Genomic DNA, 23,031 nt, shown 5'->3' with positions numbered 1-23,031 from the left:
TACAAAATATTTTTTTCGGTTCTCTTAAACGCTGTTACAACTTTTCAGAACCACTACTTTTATACACACTAAAAATAAATAAATCTGCATTGAACAAGAACATAATGATATCTGTTTATAAAGAAGGATTTAAAGAAAAATATATAAGGCCTAAATCTAACAAGAAAACAGTGAAGTGTAATCACTACACCTCACTGCTATACAGTTATGATTTGGTAAATAATGTTAGGATTTAACAGAACAACGACTATAGATTTACTTACCAACACAACCCTCTATTTACTACTAGATCTTATATCAATCACTGATATTTGTAACTCTCCTTTCCAGTAGTTTATATTTTTTACTACTATTTTTTATACTGTATCAATCGGAGAAGAAATTTATCCAAAATATCGTTCTATTGTCAAACTATATATAACAAATACTCTATTAAAATAAAAAAGTAAAAAAAATATATACTAAAACTCCTAAATGACTATTTCTTATGTATAATTATTCTCTCTTTGGCAAAAATACACTTTTTATAGTAACATAACAAGATTCATAGTGAAATATCTGAAATAAAATACAACACCAAACAAAAAAGAACATTTACCTCTATAAAACAGTATTATAGATTAAAAACAAACCAACAATATTAGTAAAAATAAAAAACCAGAAAAACAAAAGAGATTGAAAAACTGGAAATAATCTAAAAACACAGAAGAAAAACAAAACAACAAAACAACAATATTAGTTAACATTTATAGACATGCACTCTTTATAGTTAAATTATTTTTCGCTATTTTTGCACAGATGTTTATAACAGAACAAACAAACGCAACTTCCATATGCATTTAACAACTAAAGACCGTATTCTACATTTTATTGATTTTAAGGGAATAACCAAAACCACTTTTCTTAACGAAACTAATATCAAAAGAGGATTCTTAGACAAAGACAAGCTAAGTGCTAGTGTTTCAGATCTATTGTTAGAAAAAATAATAAGTACTTATCCCGAAATTGATCTACTTTGGTTAATAACAGGAAGAGGAAATATGTTAAAACAAGGACTCGTTTATGAATCTGATTCAAAATCAAGTTCTGAATATGAATCTTGTCCTATACCCGTTTACACATTGGATACTATTACGAACTCAAGCCATCCGGTGTACAATGGGGCTAAAGATTCCGAATCAGCATTATTAATTCCTCATATGCCTAACTGCGATGCTGCCTTATATATTCATACAGATACAATGTACCCCATATTAAGAACGGGTGATATTGTTTGTTATAAAAGAATAGCGGATGTAAATAATATATATTGGGGAGAGATGTATGTTATGGACATATCCCGCGAAGAAGATGAAAATTATTTAACTCTAAAGTATATACATCAATCGGAGCTCGGAGAAGACTATGTAAGCCTTCGTAGCCATAACCCGATATATCCGCCACAAGATATATTGAAAAAAAATATAAGACGCATGGGGCTCGTCAAAGTTTGCATACGCTACAACTGTCTGGTGTAATAGAAACAGGCTACTGTAAGCACTCAAATCAAGAGAGTAAAGAGAATAGAAAAGGGTTTCAAAATAAATTTGAAACCCTTTTCTGTTTATTGTACTTATTTATACAATTATGCTTTACCTGCACTACCTAACACAGCTTCGATTTTGTGTTTGTACAATTTTTTCATATTGTCACGAGCTGGTCCAAGATATTTACGTGGATCAAATTCTTCTGGTTTAGTAGCAAATACTTCACGAACTGCAGCAGTCATAGCTAGACGGCTATCAGAGTCGATATTGATTTTACATACAGCAGAAGCAGCAGCTTTGCGTAGTTGTTCTTCTGGAATACCGATAGTATCTTTCAATGCACCACCGTATTTGTTAATTATAGCAACTTGATCTTGTGGAACTGAAGATGCACCGTGTAATACGATAGGGAAACCTGGAAGTTCTTTTTCACAAGCTTCTAGTACATCGAAACGCAATGGAGGTGGAATTAGCACGCCATTAGCATCTTTAGTACATTGTGCTGGAGTAAATTTATTAGCTCCGTGAGAAGTACCGATTGAAATAGCTAAAGAATCACAACCTGTTCTGGTAGCAAAATCAACAACTTCTTCAGGTTTAGTATATGTGTGGTGTTCTGCAACAACATCATCTTCAACTCCTGCTAAAATACCTAGTTCGCCTTCAACAGTTACGTCAAATTGGTGAGCGTATTCAACTACTTTTTTAGTAAGAGCAACGTTTTCTTCGTATGGAAGGTGTGAACCATCGATCATTACTGAAGAGAAACCTGAATCGATACAGTCTTTACAAGTTTCGAAAGTATCACCATGGTCAAGGTGAAGTACGATTTGAGGTTTTTCCCAACCTAAGCTTTTAGCGTACTCAACAGCTCCTTGAAGCATATAACGCAATAAAATTGGGTTAGCGTACTGACGTGCTCCTTTAGAAGCCTGTACGATTACTGGCGATTTTGTTTCAGATGCAGCTTGAACGATAGCCTGCAACTGCTCCATATTATTAACATTGAACGCAGGGATTGCATATCCGCCTTTTACTGCTTTTGCGAACATGTCTCTTGTGTTAACAAGACCTAATTCTTTGTAACTTACCATTGTTTTAATTTTATTATAATAATTATTGATTGAATATTTAATACTCTTCTACAAAAGTAAAAAATAAATATGAATAAAACAGCTTTGGGCATAGCAAAAATAAAGAATCAGCCATCAAGTTCACCCATAAATAAAACACTCTTAGAGTAGAGGAATATACCATATTGATGGTATTGGCGCTTTATATAACAATCTTCATCTTTGTACGAATCTGTTATTATAACAGAAAATCAGATACAAAGTTCAGTCTGAATCCCCCCTTCAAGGCAAACCGTCAGATGATAAGAGGGTTATTAGGTTTATTAAAATCTCAACTATAAAAACGATACACATCGTATGGTCGTAAAAATGCAAGCAAAAATAAAAAGGTATTCAGAACTAGAGAAAACAATATTATCAACCTATCAAGTATAGCATTATCTACGATACTTATTGTTATATCAGTTTGGCATCAATATGCAATAGGTTTCGACCAAGATCAAACTTTCGCCGGTTTTGCAATAACATTAAGCACCGTTCACGTTATTATCTTTGGATATAGATTAATAAGAAGAATATAAAAAGGTCTCAAACCTTAACTTAGACCAATTATAAATTAGGCCTGAAACAGAAATAAATAAGTCCTGCTAATCATCTGAATTAGTAGGACTTATTTTCACGACAATCTAAACAGACTTTTCAGAATCAGAAACTCGTTTTTTTCCTCCATCATAATTTGGTAACTTTATCACTATCAACCAGAAAGACTTAAGACTGTATTCATCTACAGATTATCACATTAGTTATTATAAAAACTGATCAACTAAATAAAATAACTAAAACTATAAACTATTATGGAAAAGAGTATTAAAGGCACAGAAACCGAAAAATGTCTTTTAAAATCATTCGCAGGAGAATCTCAAGCAAGAATGCGTTACACCATGTTTGCCAAAGCTGCTAAAAACGAAGGTTTTGAACAGATTGCAGCCATTTTTATGGAAACTGCCGAACAAGAAAAAGAGCATGCTGAACGTATGTTCAAGTATCTGGAAGGTGGTATGGTAGAAATTACCGCTTCTTATCCTGCAGGAAGAATCGGTACTACAGCCGAAAATTTAATAGAAGCTGCTGCCGGAGAACACGAAGAATGGGCACAAGACTACCCTGCATTTGCAGATATCGCAGAAGCCGAAGGCTTTAAACAAATTGCAGTAATGTATCGCATGATCGCTAAGGTCGAAAACATGCACGAAGATCGCTACAAAGCACTTCTTGCCAGAGTTGAAAGCGGAGAAGTATTTATGCGCGAAGAACCTATCGAATGGCAATGTATCAATTGTGGCTTTGTAATCAAAAGCAAAACTGCACCTAAACAATGTCCGGCATGTTTGCATCCACAAGCATACTTTGAGCCTCTTAAATGGAATTTCTAATTTGAGCAGAGCCTTTCATTAATATAAAAGTTTGCCCTCACCCTGTGAAGGCAAACTTTTTCCTTTATAATACATGATTACCGCTTCACAATATTACTTTATTAACTACATTTGCAAAAATAACTTAATATCTATTTTTATGCGGTTAATACTAACCTTATTTTGTTTAATATTATTGATAAATATTGCCAAATCGGACGAATTACCATCGAGCGAAATTGTAAGTTTAATATCTCATCGACAAATAAAAGATAATAAGTTAACAATAAATGATACCATTATCATACAGATAAATAACAGGGATGGCGATAATGACGCAGCAATACAGATAGCCTATTCGAAAGGAGACAAACTATCCGTTGGCGATGCTTGGATTGAAGACATGTCGGGTAATATTATCCGCAAACTAAAAAGTAAAGAAATATTAGATCGGAGTTCTATTTCTGATATATCGCTCTATGAAGACGATTTTGTTAAAGAATTTGAACTAAAGCACAATCAATACCCATACAGAGTTATATATTCATACAAACTCACTTTAAATAAGTTTGTTCAGATAGCATCATACGATTACAGAAACAAAAGGCTGAAAATAAAAAATGCTAAGATTACGGTCGAAACGACCGAAGACCAGCCGATAAAATACAAACAAAAAAACATAGATGCTCCTCAGAAAGAAACAAGCTTACAAACAATACGTTACACCTGGCAATTCGGTTACGAACCCTTACTAAGGGAAATGAATGCTTCTGTAAACAACAGCAATGCTCCTTTATTGGAAATCGTTCCCCTAAACTTTATTTACGGTGTAAGTGGCAGTTTCGAAAACTGGCAGACTTTCGGAAACTGGATATATCGCTTAAATGCAAACAGAGATCAACTTCCCGAATCTGAAACAAAAAAAATAGACGGGCTTATCGAAGGGGTTACAAATGATAGAGATAAAGCCACAATACTTTATCATTATCTTCAAGACTATAACCGCTATATCAATGTAACGTTAAATGTCGGTGGGCTTCAAACCCACCCCGCCGAATATGTCGCGACCAATCGTTATGGAGATTGCAAAGCGCTGACCAATTACATGAAAGCGATATTAAAATATGCAGGCATACCATCCTATTATACACTTATCAATATGTCTGATGAGGTCGAAGAAATCGATCCTGTTTTTGCTTCTCAGGACTTCAATCACGTTATCCTGTCCATTCCATTTGGTAAGGATACCACTTTTTTAGAATGTACAACCAATAATCTACCATTTGGATACATACATTCTTCGATACAAAACAGAAAGGCATTGCTTATAACGGAAAATAACAGCAAACTGATTTCCGTTCCTGCCCAAAAGCCAGTAGACGTATTATGCAATCGTAGTATAAAAACAACATTGAACAACGACAATTCGGCAAATATAGCGATGTTGATAACCCGTCGGGGCGAAGAATATGAGAGCTCTAATTACCTGTCAAAAAACATCAACAAAAACGTTGTAGACAAATACATGCGAAACAATATACTTACAGGCTCATTTGATTTGATAAACTTCGATTTTATAAAAACTTCGAGAGATAGTGCTCAAATACAATTGGATGTACAATGCCGGATGCACAGCGTTTCCAAGAAATTCGGAAATAACATATCAATAACACCTTATTCTTTAAAGGTTCCTTTTTATGAAATCCCGGATAAAAGGAAACAGGATGTTCAGATTGACTATCCCCAATATTACGAAGACAGCCTTGTGTATGATATACCGAATACAACTATCAGCAAAGTTCCCTCAAACGTACAGATAATAACGCCTTACGGACACTATATCTTACAGTTTAAAGCAAAAGACAATCAACTGACGGTTTATAAATCGATGCTGATAAAAGCGGGTAACTATCCTCTTGCCGAATATGGCAAGTTTTATGAATTTATTCAGCAACTTAGAAATCTCGAAATTAAAAATTATTATATAGAAGTACTATGAGAAAAATAATCCTTTGTGTTTTAGTGGCTATCGCTCCATTATTTAGCAAGGCTCAGGAAAACTATTCGGAAGAATATGGCAAAATTACCCAGTACGAAGCATCTATGACTGAATATGCAGCCGACCCCGAAGCAGAGGCGGTAGTTATATATGACATCGGTACTAATTATTTTCAAGGAGACGATACAAAAGGGTTTCTTCTGCACATGGAGACCCGAACCAAAATAAAAATATTAAAGGCTGCGGGAACAAAATATGCACAGATAGAAATTCCTTTTTATAAAGATGGCAGAGATGTTGAGTCTATTATTGATATAGAAGCAACCGTATACAATAACGAAAACGGAAAGCCAACCAAAACAGTTCTTAATACTAAAAAGGTTTTTGAAGAAAAAATAAACAACGATGTATCTATCCTCAAAATCGCACTGCCCGATGTTAGAGAAGGTTCCGTCATAGAATATAAATACCACATTGTCACACCCTTTTTCTTTCATATGCGGAAATGGGAGTTCCAACAAAAAATACCTGTTATACACAGCAAGCTTATCTACAAGGCAATTCCTTATTACGAATATACTTACATAGTACGGGGCGTAAAGCAATTCGATGAATTTGATTCTGTCACAAAAAATCAGGATATAAGATTCGGATCTCTGCTTTATCAGGAAAAAATTTACTCCTTTGGTATGAAAAACCTCCCTGCATTCAGGGATGAAGAATTTATCAGTGCAGAGGAAGACTATATGGTAAGTATAAATTTCCAGATTTCTAAAATTTATTTTCCAAATGGGGGCTTTCAAAATTATATATCAACATGGCCTGCTCTTTGCGATGACTTCTTAAAAAGAGACGATTTTGGCAAATATATAAAGAACAGCGAAAAAGAAGGAAAGAAACTGTTGCCGACACTTGATCTTGCTAATAAATCGCAACTGGAACAAGCAATTGAAATTACCCAATACGTAAAAACCATGTATAAATGGGATGAAACGAATGGCAAATTTGCAACCGATAATTTATCTACTTTCCTAAAAGCAAAAAGCGGTAATTCGGCAGATATCAATTTATACCTGATCGGATTACTTAAAGCTGCCAATATAACGGTCAATCCGGTTGTTTTAAGTACCCGAAACCATGGTGCTGTAAGTAAAAGCCATCCGTTTCAGCAATTTCTAAATTATGTAATTGCCCAAATTGAAATAGGCGGACAAAAATATTTTGTTGATGCAACCGAGCCTCTTCGTTATTTTGACGAGTTACCTATACGGTGTACCAATGTTGAAGCACTAGTAGTTAAACCTAAAACCGAAGAATGGATTGTTACAACCCAAAAAGAAGTTGCAAAGACTCAAAAGGTGTTTAAGATTAAAGTATTACCTCAGCAACAATTATTGAAGGTAAATATCGAATATATACTTTCGGGGCAAGATGCTTATCAATTCCGCAATACTTACGATGGTAAAAATGATAATCTGGTAGACTATTTTAAGAAAAATAACAACGTGAATATCGAGGACAGCCTTACCGTTATCAATTATTCGGAAATGAATAAACCCTTTAGCTTCTCATTTAATTCAAGTACCTCTTTCGAAAGTGCTTCGGGTAAGTTATTCATTCATCCTTTCTGTAATCTGTCTGTTTCGGATAATATGTTCAAGCAAACCACACGAACACTTCCTATTGATCTTATCTATTTACGTAACGTAGAATATAAATCAGAAATAGAAATTCCCGAAGGTTATAAAGTAGAATATCTGCCCAAAGAGCTTACTCACGATAGTCGCTTAATGACCATAAATTACAACACAAAGAAGGTAGATAATAAGATAGAAGTATCTGCGAAATATTTCTTCAATACAAACTTATACGATGCTAAAGATTACGCACGTTTAAAGTATTCGTATGCAGAGATTATTAAACAGTTTTCCGATATGATTGTGTTGGTAAAAGAATAAAGATTTCAAACACGATGCTTATATGAATAAAAAGAGGCGGATGTTATTCATCCGCCTCTTTTCTATTGTTTTAATATTGTATCAGTTTAGAGACTGCTCTACCCTATCATCTTCTTTATACCAATCGACTTTACGAGATACATACATTACTATTGCCAGTGTTATAAATAATCCTGTACTTCCCAATAACAGAGCCATATCTTCTAGTTGAAGAATTACGTATAAGAAAACATACAATATACACAGGAATACTCCCATAAAAGATGCTTGTTTATTTGACTTAAATATCGAATACGAATAAGAGGTAATAAGCGATACAATAGCTAATGCCGATATCAGATATGACCATTCGAAGCCAATGTATTCGGACAATGCCAGAAGCAAGCTATAGAACAATACCAGAGCAAAGCTTACCAACAAATATTGAACGGGGTGTATGCGTTTTCTGTTCAGTAATTCAACCATAAAAAAGACAACGAAAGTGAGCACTATAAACATAATGGCATATTTAGCCGAACGCATAGTCTTTTGATACTGATCGACAGGTAGTAATAAATCCATGCCTAATAATGAATCACTGATACCCGAATTTTGCCCTATCCACATTTGAGCGTAATTTCTATTATAATCGAAAATCTCCCATTGAGCATCAAATCCCGATTGATCTATTTTTCGACTATTAGGTAAAAAGTCACCTATAAAGGTTACCGTTTTATACTCAGATTTCATATGTATGCTTGTATGCTTCCCGATAGGCGCAAAATAAAGTCCGTCAGTTCCGTTCAAAGCCAAATCGAAATTGAAGTTATAAGCCTCCTTGATATCTGTAGGATTTAAGGGCATTTTCACTGTCAGACCCGAGTTCATTAAATCATTCGGAGCAACACTGGCTAATATATCAAGGGACTTTCCATTCACATTGAAATCTATTTTATTTTTGATTCCTTGTAATGCCGGAACTCCGACTAATAAAAAAGCATCCTCCCATTGTATCTGGTCGGCACTCAAATTGAGTTTTTCATAATCAGGAAAATTGAACTTTCCCCTAACCTGCATAAGCGATTGATAGCATAAAACCTGATATATTCCCCGAGAACGTTCTTCGGGTTTTATCTCACCCTCTATGCTATACTCATCGGGCAAAAAGTAAGCATATTTCACAACTATCGGATTTCCTTCGGCAATTCTTGTCTTATAAGGCAAAACAAGTACAGGTCCAACTAAACGTTGCTGCCCACCCCACTTATCGCTGATTTCTTCCTGCACAATTGTTTTATTTTCCTCCCGCTCTCTTATCAACGATTGTACCATGTTTACAGGTATAAGCATCAATAAAGTTAAAACTGCGATCATACTAATCTTTACGATTACTGAATGTTTTTGAAAAAATGATTTAGAAGTTTCCATATTGCTTTATAATTTAAAAGAACTTTGAAATTCAAAGTGTGTAATTAAAAAAAATTTACGTTAAAGGATTAATTAATTTTTCGAGTGCATCAATATGTTCCTGAAATAGCTTCCGCCCGTGATCGGTAACACTATATGAGGTATTTGGTTTTCGCCCGACAAACTGTTTTTTCACAGCAATCACCTCCTCTTTTTCCAAAGCCTTAAGATGGCTTGCCAAATTACCGTCAGTCACTTCGAGCAACTCTTTGATAGTATTAAAATCGACACTATCATTTACAACCAATACCGACATAATACCCAAGCGTATCCTGCTATCAAATATCTTATTTAGACCTGATATTATATCTTTCATCATCCATTTGCTTTATCTGATTTTGCATCATACTTCATGTACATCACAATGCCATACACAATATGTAAAACACCAAATCCCATTGCCCACAATATCAGCCCGTTTCCGATGAATATACCTGCCAGCAAACCCAACACGATTTCGCAGGCTCCCAGTATTTTAATATCCCGATACGTTCTTGCTCCTGCATTAATCAATGCAATACCATAAAAGATAAGCATCGTAGATGCTGTCATTCCGAAATAGCCTTGATATACCAATATCAAACTGAACAGACCTCCCACAACGAGCGGAACACCTGCATCTTTTATCAATTGAAAAGTAACCGGAGTCCAAAACTTAGCTCCCATTTTCTTTGCTTTCCGTACTGAAAAATAGATCCCAACCGAGCATGCACAAACCAAAACAATAGCAGCCAGAATAAGAAGATCATATATGATAATACCTGTTACAGCAAACGATCTTGTCATTATAAGATAGGCAATAAAAGCACCACAGAGAGCAACTAAACCTGCAACGACTCCTGATATTCCACTCAACGAAAGGAATTTAGTCGAACGTTCCATTGTAGAACGAATGTATCTTAAATCATCAATATTGCTATCCATATATTTTTCACTTTGAATTACAAAGTAGATACTTTAATTTGGATTGTGCAATAAAATCAGATTCTTTTTTTTAGTCAGTCAAAGAAAATATTTAACGATACATTAAAGGGGGATAATTTTCTATGGCTGTTTTCCTTACCAAAGAGATAAATAGTTGTGTGAGCTTAAAAAAGAAAAAGCAGCAGAAACTTTCATTTCTACTGCTCTATAATTATTATGATGTAAGGCTTATGATATACTCTCTAAACCTTCTTTCAAGTCATTAAGCTCTTTTTTGATATCCTCCAATCTGTGAATCAAATCAATGCGACGTGTTTCCTCATCTTTTTTCAGTTTAAGAGTCTGCCTTGCCCCTTCGAGAGTCAACCCTTTGTTTTTAACCAAAGAATAAACCAGTTCGATAGCTTCAATATCTTCTCGGGTATACTGACGTACACCTCCGGGAGTTTTACGAGGCTTAATTTCTTTAAACTCGGTTTCCCAGAAACGAAGAAGTGACTCATTCACTTTAAAGTGGTTAGCTACTTCTTTTATGGTAAAATACAATTTCTTATTGTTACTAAAGTCTATCATACTTTTAAGTCAAAAGACAAAGTTAAATGATAAATTCAAAATCAAACCTCACAATGATAGCTAAATCTCAACAATCGACTTTAATCCATTACCTGACCATGGTTCGCTGCAATCTGCAACATCTTATCGTATTCTTCAGGAGTAAGATCCATAAAGTAGTACTTCGCAGGATTATCGGGTTTACCCTTCACGTGCACCTCGTAATGCAAGTGAGGACCTGTTGATTTACCTGTACTTCCTATTTTACCTATAAGCTCGCCACGTTTCACCTGCTGACCTCGCTTAGCAATATACGAACTCATGTGACCATATAATGTTTCAAAACCATAACCGTGATCGATGATAATACAATTACCATACCCCTGCCGCCATTCAGCCCAAGTTACTACACCATCGCCTGTTGCATAAATATCGGTACCCTCCTTAGCCGTAAAGTCCATTCCGGCATGGAATCTTAGAGTACCATACACAGGATCGATACGCGTACCATAACCCGAAGCTACACGCGAAAGATCTTTATTCGCTACAGGCTGTATACTGGGTATGTGCTGCAAACGGTCTTTTTGCTGTCTCGATAAATCTAGTATCTCATCAAAAGATTTAGACTGTACATATAATTGCTTCGAGATAAGATCTATTTTTTTAGAGGTCTGAACAATCAGATCCGGATTGGATAATTCCATCAGATAATCGTATCTTCCGATTCCTCCCGCCGTTGAGTTACGTATTGCAGAAGCAATAGGCTCGGCATGGAAAATGGCTCTGTACATATTATCATCTCGCTGTTGGATATCCTTTAACACTTCGGAGATATTATCCATTCTTTTGGACAATACATTATATTGTGTACGTATTAAGCGGTTTTCTTTTTTCAATTCCATCTCTTTGGGAGAATCCAGTACATAATACATTAGTGCCCAAAAGCCTAAAGCTCCCAAGATAATGCCCCCTAAAAGATTACGAATGATTATAAATATTTTTTTTCCCAGGCTCGGATAGACTCGCTCATACGTCAGCGATTGTGAATTATATATATAAAATACCTTTTTTGCCATTCTTTAAGATAAAGTCACCTCAATTTTATTCGCTGAGATGGGCACAAAAGTAAAGTTTTTAGCTTATTTTTGCAAGCTATTATTTATTAAGAATCTGTAAAACAAAATACATAGTTATAAATATCATGACTTCTAAAGAAATCCGCAATTCATTCAAAGAATTTTTTAGGTCTAAAGGACATCAGATTGTTTCTTCAGCTCCTATGGTGATTAAAGACGATCCCACATTGATGTTTACCAATGCCGGTATGAATCAATTTAAAGACATCATTTTGGGCAATGCACCTATTAAATATCCTAGAGTAGCGGATTCTCAAAAATGTTTACGCGTAAGTGGAAAGCACAATGATTTAGAAGAAGTAGGTCACGATACCTATCACCACACTATGTTTGAGATGTTGGGGAACTGGTCTTTTGGCGATTACTTCAAAGAAGAAGCTATTGCTTGGGCATGGGAATATCTGACTGAAGTTCTGAAACTGGACAAAGAAAGACTATATGTAACTGTTTTTGAGGGATCACCCGAGGAGGGACTTTCTCGCGACGACGAAGCTGCCGATTTCTGGGTACAATACCTACCTAAAGAACGCATTATAAATGGAAATAAAAAAGATAACTTCTGGGAGATGGGCGATACAGGTCCTTGCGGTCCTTGTTCCGAAATACACATCGATATACGTTCCGACGAAGAACGCGCCAAAGTTGACGGTGCATTATTGGTGAACAAAGATCCTGATGTTATCGAAATATGGAATCTTGTTTTCATGCAATTTAACCGTAAAGCTGACAAATCTCTTGAAGAACTTCCTGCTAAAGTTATAGACACAGGTATGGGATTTGAGCGTCTTTGCATGGCTGTACAAGGTAAAACTTCAAACTACGATACAGATGTATTTCAACCATTAATCAAAGCTATCGGAGAGTTAACCGACAGTACATATGGTGAGGACGAGAAGAAAGATATAGCTATGCGAGTTATCGCAGACCATATCCGCACGATTGCTTTTTCTATTGCCGATGGGCAATTACCTTCGAATGCCAAAGCCGGATATGTAATTCGTCGTATTCTTCGCCGTGCTGTTCGTTATGGATATACTTTCCTTAATCAGCACAAAGCATTTATGTATAAGCTGATCCCTACCCTTATCGAAACAATGAGCGAGGCTTACCCTGAACTATATCAGCAAAAAACGCTTATTATTAGAGATATTCAGGAAGAAGAAGAATCGTTCCTACGCACATTGGATACCGGTATAAAGTTATTGGATAGACAAATTGCTGAAACAAGAGCTAACAACTCAACAGTTTTAAAAGGTCTTGATGCCTTTACTTTATACGATACATACGGATTTCCTCTTGACTTAACTGAACTTATATTACGTGAAAATAATATGAGTGTTGATGAAGAAGGCTTTAAAGCTGAAATGCAAAAGCAAAAAGACCGTGCCCGCAATGCTGCTGCTGTAGAAACCGGCGACTGGATTGTGATACGTGAAGGCGAGCAGGAGTTTATCGGATATGATTACACGCAATGCGAAGCTGAGATACTCCGTTACCGTCAGGTGAAACAAAAAAACAACGAATTTTATCAAATAGTACTCGACCGTACTCCTTTCTATTCGGAAATGGGTGGACAGGTCGGTGATACAGGTTGGTTAATCAGTGATGATGAAAAGATAGAAATTATCGACACCAAACGCGAAAACAATCTGGCTGAACACATCACAAAAAAATTACCGAAAGATATTACAGCACATTTTGTAGCTCGTATCAATACGGAAAGGAGAACAGCTGTAGAATGTAATCACACGGCAACTCACTTATTACATGAGGGATTACGTGAAGTATTAGGTACACATGTTGAACAAAAAGGCTCTTTTGTTTCACCGGCAGTTCTTCGATTCGACTTTTCGCATTTCCAAAAGTTAACTGACGAGGAAATTCGTAAAGTAGAACGTTTTGTAACAGCTAAAATAAGAGAGAACATTGTATTGAATGAGGCTCGTAACATTCCTATTTCGGAAGCCCATGCAATGGGAGCAATGGCTCTGTTTGGAGAAAAATACGGCGAAGAAGTTCGTGTAATTCGTTTTGCCGATTCTGTAGAGCTTTGTGGGGGAACTCACATTTCATCAACAGGGCGAATCGGTTCGTTTCGCATCATTAACGAAAGTTCTATAGCTGCCGGAGTAAGACGTATCGAAGCAATTACCGCCGAAGCATGCGAAGAATATTTCTATGCACAACAAGATATTATCACCGAATTAAAGGCTTTGATGCACAATGCCCCCAACTTAACTCAGGCATTCCAGAAATTCTTCAGCGAAAGTGCTGAAATGCGAAAGCGTATTGAAGAGTTTATGAAAGAAAAGGCAATTCAGATAAAAGAGTCTACTATCAAGAACAGACAAATAGTCAATGGCATCGAAATATTCACTTTGAGAGGACATTTGCCTGCTGACATAGTAAAAGACATAGCATTTCAGATCAGAGGCGAATTCCCTGAGCATGCAGCGTTCATAGGAGCAACAGATATAGACGAAAAACCCAATCTCACCCTGATGCTATCGGATGATCTTGTTGCACATGGATTAAATGCGTCAACTATTGTACGCGAAGCAGCAAAAAACATTCAAGGCGGAGGTGGTGGACAACCACATTTTGCGACAGCAGGAGGTAAAAATTCTGATGGCTTAGCTAAAGCTGTGGATGAAATCTTAGAGAAGTTAAAATAAACCGATCTAGAAATTGGTCTTATAGCAATTTTCAAATTGCATATAAACTATAAAATGATTTACTTATATCTATTAAAAGTAATAAATAAATCGGAGGCATTACTAAAACGATTCAATATAAAATAAACCAGTATTGAATCGTTTTATTTTGTTAGCACATCACTCAACAAGGTGAAGAATATGGAGAAGGAACTAACTAACGCTAAAAATCGGGAATCGAATATAGAACTGCTACGGATAGTTCTTATGCTCATGATCATTATGCATCATCTGATTGTGCATGGATGCGATTTAAGCCTTATAAGTACCGGAGACTATCAGAAAACAAATAAAGATGCCCTATTTCTATTCTTAAATACATTTACAATAATAGCTGTTAACTGTTTTGTATTTATCTCCGGATTTTATGGTATAAAATTCAAAGTAAAAACATTAATTGCATTTGTACTACAAGCTCTGTTTTATTCTGTTTCATTGTACTTGTTAAAGTGTGTAATACATGATAGCCCGGTATCATATTCAGAACTCCGAAGAAGCTTCTTCCCCATCACATATGTAAACTGGTGGTTTCTTAATGCCTACATCGCACTATTTATACTATCACCGATAATAAACAAAGGGCTGGAAAACATCAGTAAAAAACAAACTATCATACTTATAGTCCTACTGTTTATTATAGGAGGAGGTTATCCTTTGGTCGGATATAATTTTTATACACAAGACGGGTATTCGTTTTTCAACTTATTAATAGTTTATATTATAGCCCGCTATTGCCATAGATACATTACAGAAATAAAAAACATTCTCCCTGTATACCTGTCCGTCTTCCTCATCAGTTTTATCATAATATACACATGCTTTAGTCAAGACAGGCAACTTCTCACATGGCGACTAATGGCATATAACTGCATATGGATTATAGCAGCTGCAGCTTTATTTTTCTACCTTTTCAAGAAAATTAAAATTAAAAACAAATTAATAAATAAAATTGCTCCTCTCACATTTGGTATCTATCTACTTCATGACTCAGGAATAATAAAAACTACAATAATGACTTTTATTAAGAGCATGAACAGTAAAATAGATAATAATTTTACCATGATCGGTATTCTATTACTAACAACACTAATTGTATTTTCGATATGTGCATGTATCGAGAAAATAAGGCAAATTATATTCAAACCAGTATTAAATTATATTTCAAAGAAAATAGAAACATATCAAATAGACACCTAATAAACAAACAGAGCCTGTCACACTCGAAAATAAACTGTAAAATCACTATGGCTTCAACACTCAACACTAACACTAAAAATCGTGAATCAAATATAGAACTGTTACGGATAGTTCTGATGATTATGATTATTATACATCACCTGATTGTACATGGATGCCAAAATAGCAGTCCTTCTAAAAGTACATTGCTTGTATCTTTGAATATCTTTACCATTATTGCAGTAAATTGTTTTGTATTCATTTCCGGTTATTATGGTATTAAATTTAAGGTAAAAACACTACTTTCGTTTATCTTACAGGCAACTTTCTATTCGGTAGCCACCTATATCATATATCATGGTTTTATAGCTAAGGAAGCTTACTCGACACCCGATTTCATTCATAGCTTTTTTCCTGTAACATACGCACAATGGTGGTTCTTAAATGCTTTTCTGGGCGTTTATATATTATCGCCTTTCATCAATAAAGGTATCGAATCTCTAAACATATACCAATCGGGTCTTATTGTCATTATTCTGGTATATATAAATAGTAGTTACCCAATAATGGGTTATAATTTCTATTCGGGTAGTGGGCATAGTTTTTTCACCCTTCTGTCAATATATATTATCGCCCGTTTTTGTGGTAAATATATTAAAGACCTTAAAAGACCTTTGATTCTGTATATATGCACTTTTCTCCTGACATTATTACTTGTTTATATCCTACTCTCTATCAATTATACAAATACTGCAGAACGGCTAGTATCATACGGATGCCCTCTGGTTATCCTTGGAGCAATTTTCTTTTTTTACACTTTTAGAAAAATAAAAATACAGAGTAATATAATAAATAAAATAGCTCCATTATGCTTTGGAGTATATATGATCCATGATACGACCGACACTCGTTTACTGATTAAAGGTGTTGTTGAACAAGTAAATAATGTAATAGCAAACCCTCTACTTTTTGGCCTGGCATTAATAGGAATGGCAATGCTTATATTTATACTATGTGCATGTATAGAAAAAGTAAGACAAATCATATTCAAGCCTATTTTAGATTCTATTGAGCAAAAAGCATCCACATTATTTGTAAAACTAAAACGCATCACACAATAAATAACACACATATACTGCATTGGCAGTTGGAAACTATCTTTGTTCTTGTACAAGAAAAGCTTTTCAATTATTTTTGTCACAGTATAAAAAAGTCTAAGACTTTAATATCTGAATAATGAATAAATTACTTTTTATAATTATATACTTTTACAGTTGCTTTGTGGTATCCTCCCAAGAAAAGGATTTCTACAATCAATTATCTGATGCAGCAATAGATTTAACAAGGTCAAAAGTAACGTACGACCCTACTTATTTCTCGATCCCTTATCCGAATGGAGATGTTCCCGCAAACAAAGGGGTATGTACCGATGTTGTAATAAGGGCATATCGTAAAATGAACATAGATCTTCAGAAAAAGGTACATGAAGATATGAAAGCCAATTTCAGCAAATACCCTAGCCAGAAAAAATGGGGACTAAAAAAAACAGATACAAATATAGATCATCGCCGAGTGTATAATCTCGAAACATTTTTCACCCGCAACGGTATTGCAAAGCCGATATCCACCAATGCGGAAGATTATCAGCCGGGAGATATAGTATCGTGGACTCTCGATAATGGATTGGCACATATAGGTATAGTGGTCGACAGAAAATCGAAAGACGGTAAAAGACACCTCATTGTGCATAATATCGGAGGCGGTCAGGTTATAGAAGATAGGCTTTTTGCATGGAAAATCGTAGGACATTATCAGTATAAATAAAGTCTAAATTAGCAGAATTATTTCTTGCTTTGAGTAAGCAAAACAGAGACAGACAATTACAGTCATTATATTTTTCAGAATATGAAATATGCTATTTATTTAAATACAGCTCTACCCATTCGTTCAGAAGCCAGTGAAGCATCTGAAATGGTGAGTCAATTACTTTTTGGTGACACTTGTGAATTAACCGAAGAGGCAGGCTCATTCATCAAAATAAGGAACTACAGAGATGGTTATCAAGGCTGGGTAGACTTTAAAGTTTTGTATGAAATAGATGAAGAAACTTATAACGAAATCAATACCGGACCGGTATTTCGAACATGTGTACCTATAGCTGACGTATTCTGCATGACTGATAAAACAGTATACAGACTATCTGCGGGAAGTATACTGCCACGCTACAACATCGATAAAAGTAATTTTGAAATTGGAGGAAAAGTCTTTCAAATTCACCCCACTTTTGTCACTTATCTTCCTCAAAGCAGCAACGAAAATATAATAGCTACGGCTATGCTGTTTCTTAATGCTCCTTATCTATGGGGAGGTAAAAACATAATGGGAATTGATTGCTCGGGACTTGCACAGGTTGTATTCTCTTTGAATGGTTTTTTACTACCTCGGGATGCCAGAGTGCAAGCTTTGGAAGGTACAAAAGTAAATTCATTGGAGGAAGCACAGCCTACTGATCTTTTATTTTTCGAAAAGAATAATCGCATCAATCATGTCGGAATTTTCTTAGGAAATAATAAAGTCATACATGCCTCGGGAAGAGTCAGAATCGACACGATTGATTCACAAGGAATTTACAACAAAGAGTCTGGCAATTATACACACACTCTTTCAACAATAAAACGAGTATAAACTCACTTTCAGTAAAAAATCTTATCTTTGCCACAAAGTCGAAAAGCAGTAAGGTCTCGGATCCTTTTATTGTCTTGGAAATCATAGCAAATGGAGATAGTTACTATGATAAAATGTAATAATAAATTATGTAGTTTTACTTAATTATTGATTATTTATAAAAAAAGAATGTCGGTAAGAATTGTCCCTATAAGTGATAAAGCATCTAAAAAGAAATTTATCAAATTCCCTATAAATCTGTATAAAGATTGCCCCTATTATGTACCATCTTTAGTTTTAGATGAACTGGGTACTCTTGATTCGAGTAAAAATCCTGCATTTGACTTTTGTGAGCAACAACTCTTTTTAGCCTACAGAGGCGATAAAATCGTTGGGCGTATTGCAGCTATCATCAATCACAGATCAAATGAAATATGGAAACAAAAACATGCACGTTTTGGTTTTGTTGATTTTATCGATGACAATGAGGTTGTAGATGCACTCTTCAATACGGCAGAAGAATGGGCACGCAATAAAGGAATGGATGCGATACAAGGCCCGATGGGATTTACCGATCTTGATCACGAAGGTCTTTTGGTATTCGGTTATGATAGAATAACCACTATGGCAACAACTTACAGTTACCCATATTATAAAGATCAAATAGAGCGGATAGGATATGAAAAAGATGTAGACTGGCACGAATTTTATATACCCGTTCCAAAAGCTGTTCCCGAAAGACATCAACGTATAGCCAATATAGTTGCCAATAAATATGGATTAAAGCTTCTGAAATTCAAAAATTTAAAGCAGATAACCCCTTATGTTGATAAAGTATTCAACTTACTGAACGAAGCATATGCTCCACTATACGGATTTGTACCTCTTACTCAAAAGCAAATTGATTATTACGTAAAGATGTATGTTCCCCTGCTTCGATGGGATATTGTTTCTCTTATCATAAAGGAGGAAACAGACGAACTTGTTGCTTTTGGAATCGGAATGCCCAGTTTATCACTGGCTTTACAAAAATCAGGAGGGAAATTATTCCCGACAGGTTGGTATCACCTGCTTAAGGCTCTGAAATTTAAAAGCAATAAAGTAATTGACCTCTTATTAATCGGTATTGCACCCGAATATCAGGGAAAAGGAGTAAATGCAATGATTTTCAATGATTTTATTCCATCTGCACACAAAAGCGGTTTCCATTTTGCTGAAAGTAATCCAGAATTGGAACAAAACAATAAAGTCTCGGCTCTCTGGGATGGTTTTAATGCCGAACACCATAAGACTAGAAGAGCATATACGAAAAAGATATAAAAGAAAAAAACAGAGGAAGTAGCATAAGATTAATTATGCTACTTTTTTTGTGCAAATATTTTAGATATAAATAAATACCCTTTAGAATCATAATACGCTTAAATACCTTCACTTTCTAAAGCAATAAAAAGATCTGAGACCTTAATAATAAATTTCGCTTGATTCATTTTCTAAAATTTCACTATCTTTGCTTGAAAGCTGATTTTAGATACGCAAATATTTATGGAAGAAGAATTAGACATCAATTTACCTCAAGAAAATTACTCTGACGATGACATTAAAACTCTTGATTGGCAGGAGCATATACGTCGACGCCCTGGTATGTATATCGGAAAACTTGGCGACGGTACTTCTCCCGACGATGGAATATATGTCCTTCTGAAAGAAGTACTTGACAACTCTATCGACGAATACATGATGGGGTTTGGAAAAACAATAGAAGTAACAATAGCAAACGGTGAAGTATTTATACGTGACCACGGTCGAGGTGTACCTCTCGGTAAAGTAAAGGACGTGTCATCTAAAATGAATACAGGTGCCAAATATGACTCCAAAGCATTTAAAAAATCAGTAGGTCTTAATGGTGTCGGTATAAAAGCTGTAAATGCTTTATCATCTTATTTCAAGATACAGGCATTTAGAGAAAAACAAACCGTTTCTGTCGAATACAGCAAAGCGATAGTTACCGGAGAAACTCCCATAGAACCCACAACTCAAAATAATGGTACGCTGGTCGAATTTATTCCCGATGCAACCATATTCGGAGAATATCTATATAGAGATGAGTATGTCGAAAGCTTACTCAAAAACTATGTTTACCTAAATACGGGGCTAACAATAATTTACAACGGAAAGAAATTCTTATCGAAGAATGGTTTAGTAGATCTTCTGAATGAAAATATGACTTCGGAAGCCCTCTACCCTATCATACATCTCAAGGATACCGATATTGAAATTGTAATAACCCACACTAATCAGTACGGAGAAGAATACTATTCGTTTGTCAACGGACAACATACAACACAGGGAGGAACACATCAATCGGCTTTCCGGGAGACAGTCTCACGTGTTATCAAAGAATATTATGCAAAAAACTTCGACTATGCCGACATCAGAAGCGGTATAGTTGCAGCAGTCAGCATAAAAGTCGAAGAACCTGTTTTTGAGTCGCAAACAAAGACTAAATTAGGGTCTAAGGATATGGGACCCAATGGTCCATCGGTTCAGAAATTTATTGGTGACTTCATCAAAAAAGAGCTAGATAATTATCTGCACAAAGATTCGGAAACTTCCGAAACTTTATTGAAGAAGATTCTCGATTCTGAGAAAGAACGTAAAGCAATTGCCGGAGTTACAAAGCTGGCTCGCGAACGTGCTAAAAAATCGAACCTTCACAATAAAAAACTTCGTGACTGCCGTATCCATTACAATGATACGAAAGGTGATAACTTAGACGAATCGTCTATCTTCATTACTGAGGGAGACTCAGCTAGTGGATCTATCACCAAAAGCCGTAACCCCAATCTACAAGCAGTATTCAGTTTGAGAGGTAAGCCTCTGAACAGTTTCGGACTGACCAAAAAGATTGTATATGAAAACGAAGAGTTTAACCTTCTGCAAGCCGCTCTCAACATAGAAGATGGCTTGGATGGTTTAAGATACAACAAGGTAATTATAGCAACCGATGCCGATACCGATGGTATGCACATCCGCCTGTTGTTGCTTACTTTTTTCTTGCAATTCTTCCCCGATCTGGTGAAAAAAAATCATGTATATATATTGCAAACACCTCTGTTTCGTGTACGTAACAAAAAAGAGACGATCTATTGTTACAGTGAAGAAGAGCGTGTCGCAGCGATCAATAAACTAGGTGTTAATCCCGAAATTACCCGATTTAAAGGATTGGGAGAAATTTCGCCTGATGAGTTTCAACATTTTATAGGAAAAGATATACGCCTGGATAAAGTGACCATGAAGAAAGAAGACTTGGTAAAAGATATGCTCAACTTCTATATGGGTAAAAACACACCTGAACGACAAGTATTTATTATTGACAATCTTGTTCAGATAGATGATTAAAACAATTCAGTTCACTATCGTATTCTTGCTTTTATTGTGTAACAATAAGAATACAATACAAGCAAACCCTTCAGGCTCGGAAAAGCAGACGAAGACAACATCCAACAATGACCAAATTTCAGAAGTAGAGAAAGCTGGCTTATCGTTTTACAAATGGTATTTGAGTGCCATTAATAACGATGATGTTACAATACCTTTTGAAGTAAGCATTATAGAGGATGAAAAGGGTATGTGCAAATTGGATTCCGAACCATACTTCAATGAACTTAAAAAGCTAGGAACCATTTCTGAGAAATTTATAGAATCGGAAAGACAGAGAAATTCGATGTGCGAAGACTATGTGAAGACGGTTCACTATAAAGTATATGAAAGTGGCGACGCTTACGGCTTCAATGGCTTTTGTCCTCAATTTGAGTACCTGTACTGGATCTCAAGCCAAGACACGTATCAAGATGTAAAAGCCATTCAAACCCACATAAACAACGATGGTTTATCGGCTTACGTAGATGTAGCATTTATATACTCCGACTTCGGTGTAGCACCCGTAATTTCGAAAGATCGTAATGCCAGAGTGTCTCTCGAACTGGAGCAAGGCAAGTGGAAAATTGTAAAGATTGAACTTTTTGACGAAAATGGACAAATACTAACGTATTCTCAAGAATATGATAATATAATTGATTACGATAATAAGAATACAATTTTCGGATCGTGGTCAAACGAGGAGGTAGACATAGCTATTTCGGAAAAAACAATCGCTTTTAAATACCACGGGCAGTGCGTCTATTTCTATCCGACACAAGTTGTCAACAACAAAGAGGTAATCCTTATATGGTCAAACGATATGGATTGCAAATTTGATAACGGAACTTCTCAAACATTTGGTCTAAAAAAACACCCCGTATTAGGCAAACCTTTTGCAAAATATACAATGGAAGCTGGTGTTTTATATACGGAATATTTCTATGAAGAATGGGTAGAAAAATACAGGGAGAAGGTAGATCGTCAAACATTTACCGACCTATATTTCTACGGTGGCAATGATTCCAACTAAA

Annotated in this window: 18 protein-coding genes; 12 read left to right on the top strand and 6 right to left on the bottom strand. The window is 35.5% G+C overall.

Features of this window, described 5'->3' with window-relative positions; genetic code table 11:
- The first annotated feature begins 833 nt into the window (after nucleotides 1-833).
- Nucleotides 834-1,517 carry a S24 family peptidase gene (locus tag G7050_RS13705; protein WP_166116394.1) on the top strand — a complete coding sequence of 228 codons (684 nt, stop codon included), beginning with the start codon at nucleotides 834-836 and terminating at the stop codon, nucleotides 1,515-1,517.
- 107 nt (nucleotides 1,518-1,624) lie between these two features.
- On the opposite strand, the gene G7050_RS13700 is transcribed toward G7050_RS13705, so the two are convergent.
- The gene (locus G7050_RS13700) at nucleotides 1,625-2,620 is read right to left on the bottom strand and encodes a class II fructose-bisphosphate aldolase (protein ID WP_166116392.1); all 996 of its coding nucleotides are present in this window, start codon (nucleotides 2,618-2,620) and stop codon (nucleotides 1,625-1,627) included.
- Nucleotides 2,621-3,453: 833 nt separating this feature from the next.
- On the opposite strand from G7050_RS13700, the gene rbr reads away from it, so the two are divergent.
- The 3 genes from rbr (at nucleotide 3,454) to G7050_RS13685 (ending at nucleotide 7,968) form a co-directional block, all read left to right on the top strand.
- Entirely contained in the window at nucleotides 3,454-4,032 is a 579-nt protein-coding gene (rbr, locus tag G7050_RS13695) for a rubrerythrin (RefSeq protein ID WP_166116389.1), read from the top strand.
- A 139-nt stretch (nucleotides 4,033-4,171) separates the two neighbouring features.
- Entirely contained in the window at nucleotides 4,172-6,010 is a 1,839-nt protein-coding gene (locus G7050_RS13690) for a DUF3857 domain-containing protein (RefSeq protein WP_166116387.1), read from the top strand.
- Nucleotides 6,007-7,968: a DUF3857 domain-containing protein gene (locus tag G7050_RS13685; RefSeq protein WP_166116384.1), complete on the top strand. Its 1,962-nt coding sequence runs from the start codon at nucleotides 6,007-6,009 to the stop codon at nucleotides 7,966-7,968. The genes G7050_RS13690 and G7050_RS13685 overlap by 4 nt, the downstream gene beginning before the upstream one ends.
- Nucleotides 7,969-8,049: 81 nt before the next feature.
- On the opposite strand, the gene creD is transcribed toward G7050_RS13685, so the two are convergent.
- The 5 genes from creD to G7050_RS13660 form a co-directional block, all read right to left on the bottom strand.
- Nucleotides 8,050-9,375: a cell envelope integrity protein CreD gene (gene creD, locus G7050_RS13680; RefSeq protein WP_166116382.1), complete on the bottom strand. Its 1,326-nt coding sequence runs from the start codon at nucleotides 9,373-9,375 to the stop codon at nucleotides 8,050-8,052.
- Nucleotides 9,376-9,430: 55 nt separating this feature from the next.
- Nucleotides 9,431-9,730, bottom strand: coding sequence for a transcriptional regulator (locus tag G7050_RS13675; protein ID WP_166117730.1), 300 nt, complete (start codon nucleotides 9,728-9,730; stop codon nucleotides 9,431-9,433).
- Nucleotides 9,730-10,338, bottom strand: coding sequence for a hypothetical protein (locus G7050_RS13670; protein WP_166116379.1), 609 nt, complete (start codon nucleotides 10,336-10,338; stop codon nucleotides 9,730-9,732). Before G7050_RS13670 ends, G7050_RS13675 begins: the two co-directional genes overlap by 1 nt.
- Nucleotides 10,339-10,566: 228 nt before the next feature.
- On the bottom strand, nucleotides 10,567-10,911 hold the full coding sequence (locus G7050_RS13665; protein ID WP_166116377.1) for a MerR family transcriptional regulator: 345 nt from the start codon (nucleotides 10,909-10,911) through the stop codon (nucleotides 10,567-10,569).
- A gap of 80 nt (nucleotides 10,912-10,991) precedes the next feature.
- Nucleotides 10,992-11,966: a M23 family metallopeptidase gene (locus G7050_RS13660; RefSeq protein WP_166116375.1), complete on the bottom strand. Its 975-nt coding sequence runs from the start codon at nucleotides 11,964-11,966 to the stop codon at nucleotides 10,992-10,994.
- A gap of 122 nt (nucleotides 11,967-12,088) precedes the next feature.
- Between G7050_RS13660 and alaS the strand changes: the two genes are divergently transcribed.
- From alaS to G7050_RS13620, 8 genes are all read left to right on the top strand, one after another.
- The gene (alaS, locus tag G7050_RS13655; protein WP_166117729.1) at nucleotides 12,089-14,701 is read left to right on the top strand and encodes an alanine--tRNA ligase; all 2,613 of its coding nucleotides are present in this window, start codon (nucleotides 12,089-12,091) and stop codon (nucleotides 14,699-14,701) included.
- Between the two features lie 180 nt (nucleotides 14,702-14,881).
- Complete coding sequence (locus G7050_RS13650) at nucleotides 14,882-15,937, top strand: acyltransferase family protein (protein ID WP_166116372.1); 1,056 nt, start codon at nucleotides 14,882-14,884, stop codon at nucleotides 15,935-15,937.
- Between the two features lie 47 nt (nucleotides 15,938-15,984).
- On the top strand, nucleotides 15,985-17,037 hold the full coding sequence (locus tag G7050_RS13645) for an acyltransferase family protein (protein ID WP_166116370.1): 1,053 nt from the start codon (nucleotides 15,985-15,987) through the stop codon (nucleotides 17,035-17,037).
- 115 nt (nucleotides 17,038-17,152) lie between these two features.
- On the top strand, nucleotides 17,153-17,740 hold the full coding sequence (locus G7050_RS13640) for a DUF1287 domain-containing protein (protein ID WP_166116368.1): 588 nt from the start codon (nucleotides 17,153-17,155) through the stop codon (nucleotides 17,738-17,740).
- An 81-nt stretch (nucleotides 17,741-17,821) separates the two neighbouring features.
- The gene (locus G7050_RS13635; protein WP_166116365.1) at nucleotides 17,822-18,601 is read left to right on the top strand and encodes a C40 family peptidase; all 780 of its coding nucleotides are present in this window, start codon (nucleotides 17,822-17,824) and stop codon (nucleotides 18,599-18,601) included.
- 168 nt (nucleotides 18,602-18,769) lie between these two features.
- Nucleotides 18,770-19,900 (top strand): hypothetical protein, encoded by a 1,131-nt coding sequence (locus G7050_RS13630; protein ID WP_166116363.1) that lies wholly within the window; start codon nucleotides 18,770-18,772, stop codon nucleotides 19,898-19,900.
- Nucleotides 19,901-20,122: 222 nt separating this feature from the next.
- A complete protein-coding gene (locus tag G7050_RS13625) occupies nucleotides 20,123-21,979 on the top strand; it encodes a DNA topoisomerase IV subunit B (protein WP_166116361.1) in 1,857 nt (618 codons plus the stop codon).
- Nucleotides 21,972-23,030, top strand: a complete 1,059-nt coding sequence (locus G7050_RS13620) for a hypothetical protein (protein WP_166116359.1) — start codon at nucleotides 21,972-21,974, stop codon at nucleotides 23,028-23,030. Before G7050_RS13625 ends, G7050_RS13620 begins: the two co-directional genes overlap by 8 nt.
- Nucleotide 23,031 lies beyond the last annotated feature (1 nt).

Source organism: Dysgonomonas sp. HDW5A (assembly GCF_011299555.1).
Lineage (GTDB): Bacteria > Bacteroidota > Bacteroidia > Bacteroidales > Dysgonomonadaceae > Dysgonomonas_A.
The sequence above is the reverse complement of the archived record's forward strand: the minus strand, read 5'-3'. Positions and strand labels throughout refer to the sequence as shown.

Excerpts from the sequence above, each read along its gene's own strand:
- G7050_RS13705 (WP_166116394.1), top strand. The coding sequence starts at position 834 with ATGCATTTAACAACTAAAGACCGTATTCTACATTTTATTGATTTTAAG.
- G7050_RS13700 (WP_166116392.1), bottom strand. The coding sequence starts at position 2,620 with ATGGTAAGTTACAAAGAATTAGGTCTTGTTAACACAAGAGACATGTTC.
- rbr (WP_166116389.1), top strand. The coding sequence starts at position 3,454 with ATGGAAAAGAGTATTAAAGGCACAGAAACCGAAAAATGTCTTTTAAAA.
- G7050_RS13690 (WP_166116387.1), top strand. The coding sequence starts at position 4,172 with ATGCGGTTAATACTAACCTTATTTTGTTTAATATTATTGATAAATATT.
- G7050_RS13685 (WP_166116384.1), top strand. The coding sequence starts at position 6,007 with ATGAGAAAAATAATCCTTTGTGTTTTAGTGGCTATCGCTCCATTATTT.
- creD (WP_166116382.1), bottom strand. The coding sequence starts at position 9,375 with ATGGAAACTTCTAAATCATTTTTTCAAAAACATTCAGTAATCGTAAAG.
- G7050_RS13675 (WP_166117730.1), bottom strand. The coding sequence starts at position 9,730 with ATGAAAGATATAATATCAGGTCTAAATAAGATATTTGATAGCAGGATA.
- G7050_RS13670 (WP_166116379.1), bottom strand. The coding sequence starts at position 10,338 with ATGGATAGCAATATTGATGATTTAAGATACATTCGTTCTACAATGGAA.
- G7050_RS13665 (WP_166116377.1), bottom strand. The coding sequence starts at position 10,911 with ATGATAGACTTTAGTAACAATAAGAAATTGTATTTTACCATAAAAGAA.
- G7050_RS13660 (WP_166116375.1), bottom strand. The coding sequence starts at position 11,966 with ATGGCAAAAAAGGTATTTTATATATATAATTCACAATCGCTGACGTAT.
- G7050_RS13650 (WP_166116372.1), top strand. The coding sequence starts at position 14,882 with ATGGAGAAGGAACTAACTAACGCTAAAAATCGGGAATCGAATATAGAA.
- G7050_RS13645 (WP_166116370.1), top strand. The coding sequence starts at position 15,985 with ATGGCTTCAACACTCAACACTAACACTAAAAATCGTGAATCAAATATA.
- G7050_RS13640 (WP_166116368.1), top strand. The coding sequence starts at position 17,153 with ATGAATAAATTACTTTTTATAATTATATACTTTTACAGTTGCTTTGTG.
- G7050_RS13635 (WP_166116365.1), top strand. The coding sequence starts at position 17,822 with ATGAAATATGCTATTTATTTAAATACAGCTCTACCCATTCGTTCAGAA.
- G7050_RS13630 (WP_166116363.1), top strand. The coding sequence starts at position 18,770 with ATGTCGGTAAGAATTGTCCCTATAAGTGATAAAGCATCTAAAAAGAAA.
- G7050_RS13625 (WP_166116361.1), top strand. The coding sequence starts at position 20,123 with ATGGAAGAAGAATTAGACATCAATTTACCTCAAGAAAATTACTCTGAC.
- G7050_RS13620 (WP_166116359.1), top strand. The coding sequence starts at position 21,972 with ATGATTAAAACAATTCAGTTCACTATCGTATTCTTGCTTTTATTGTGT.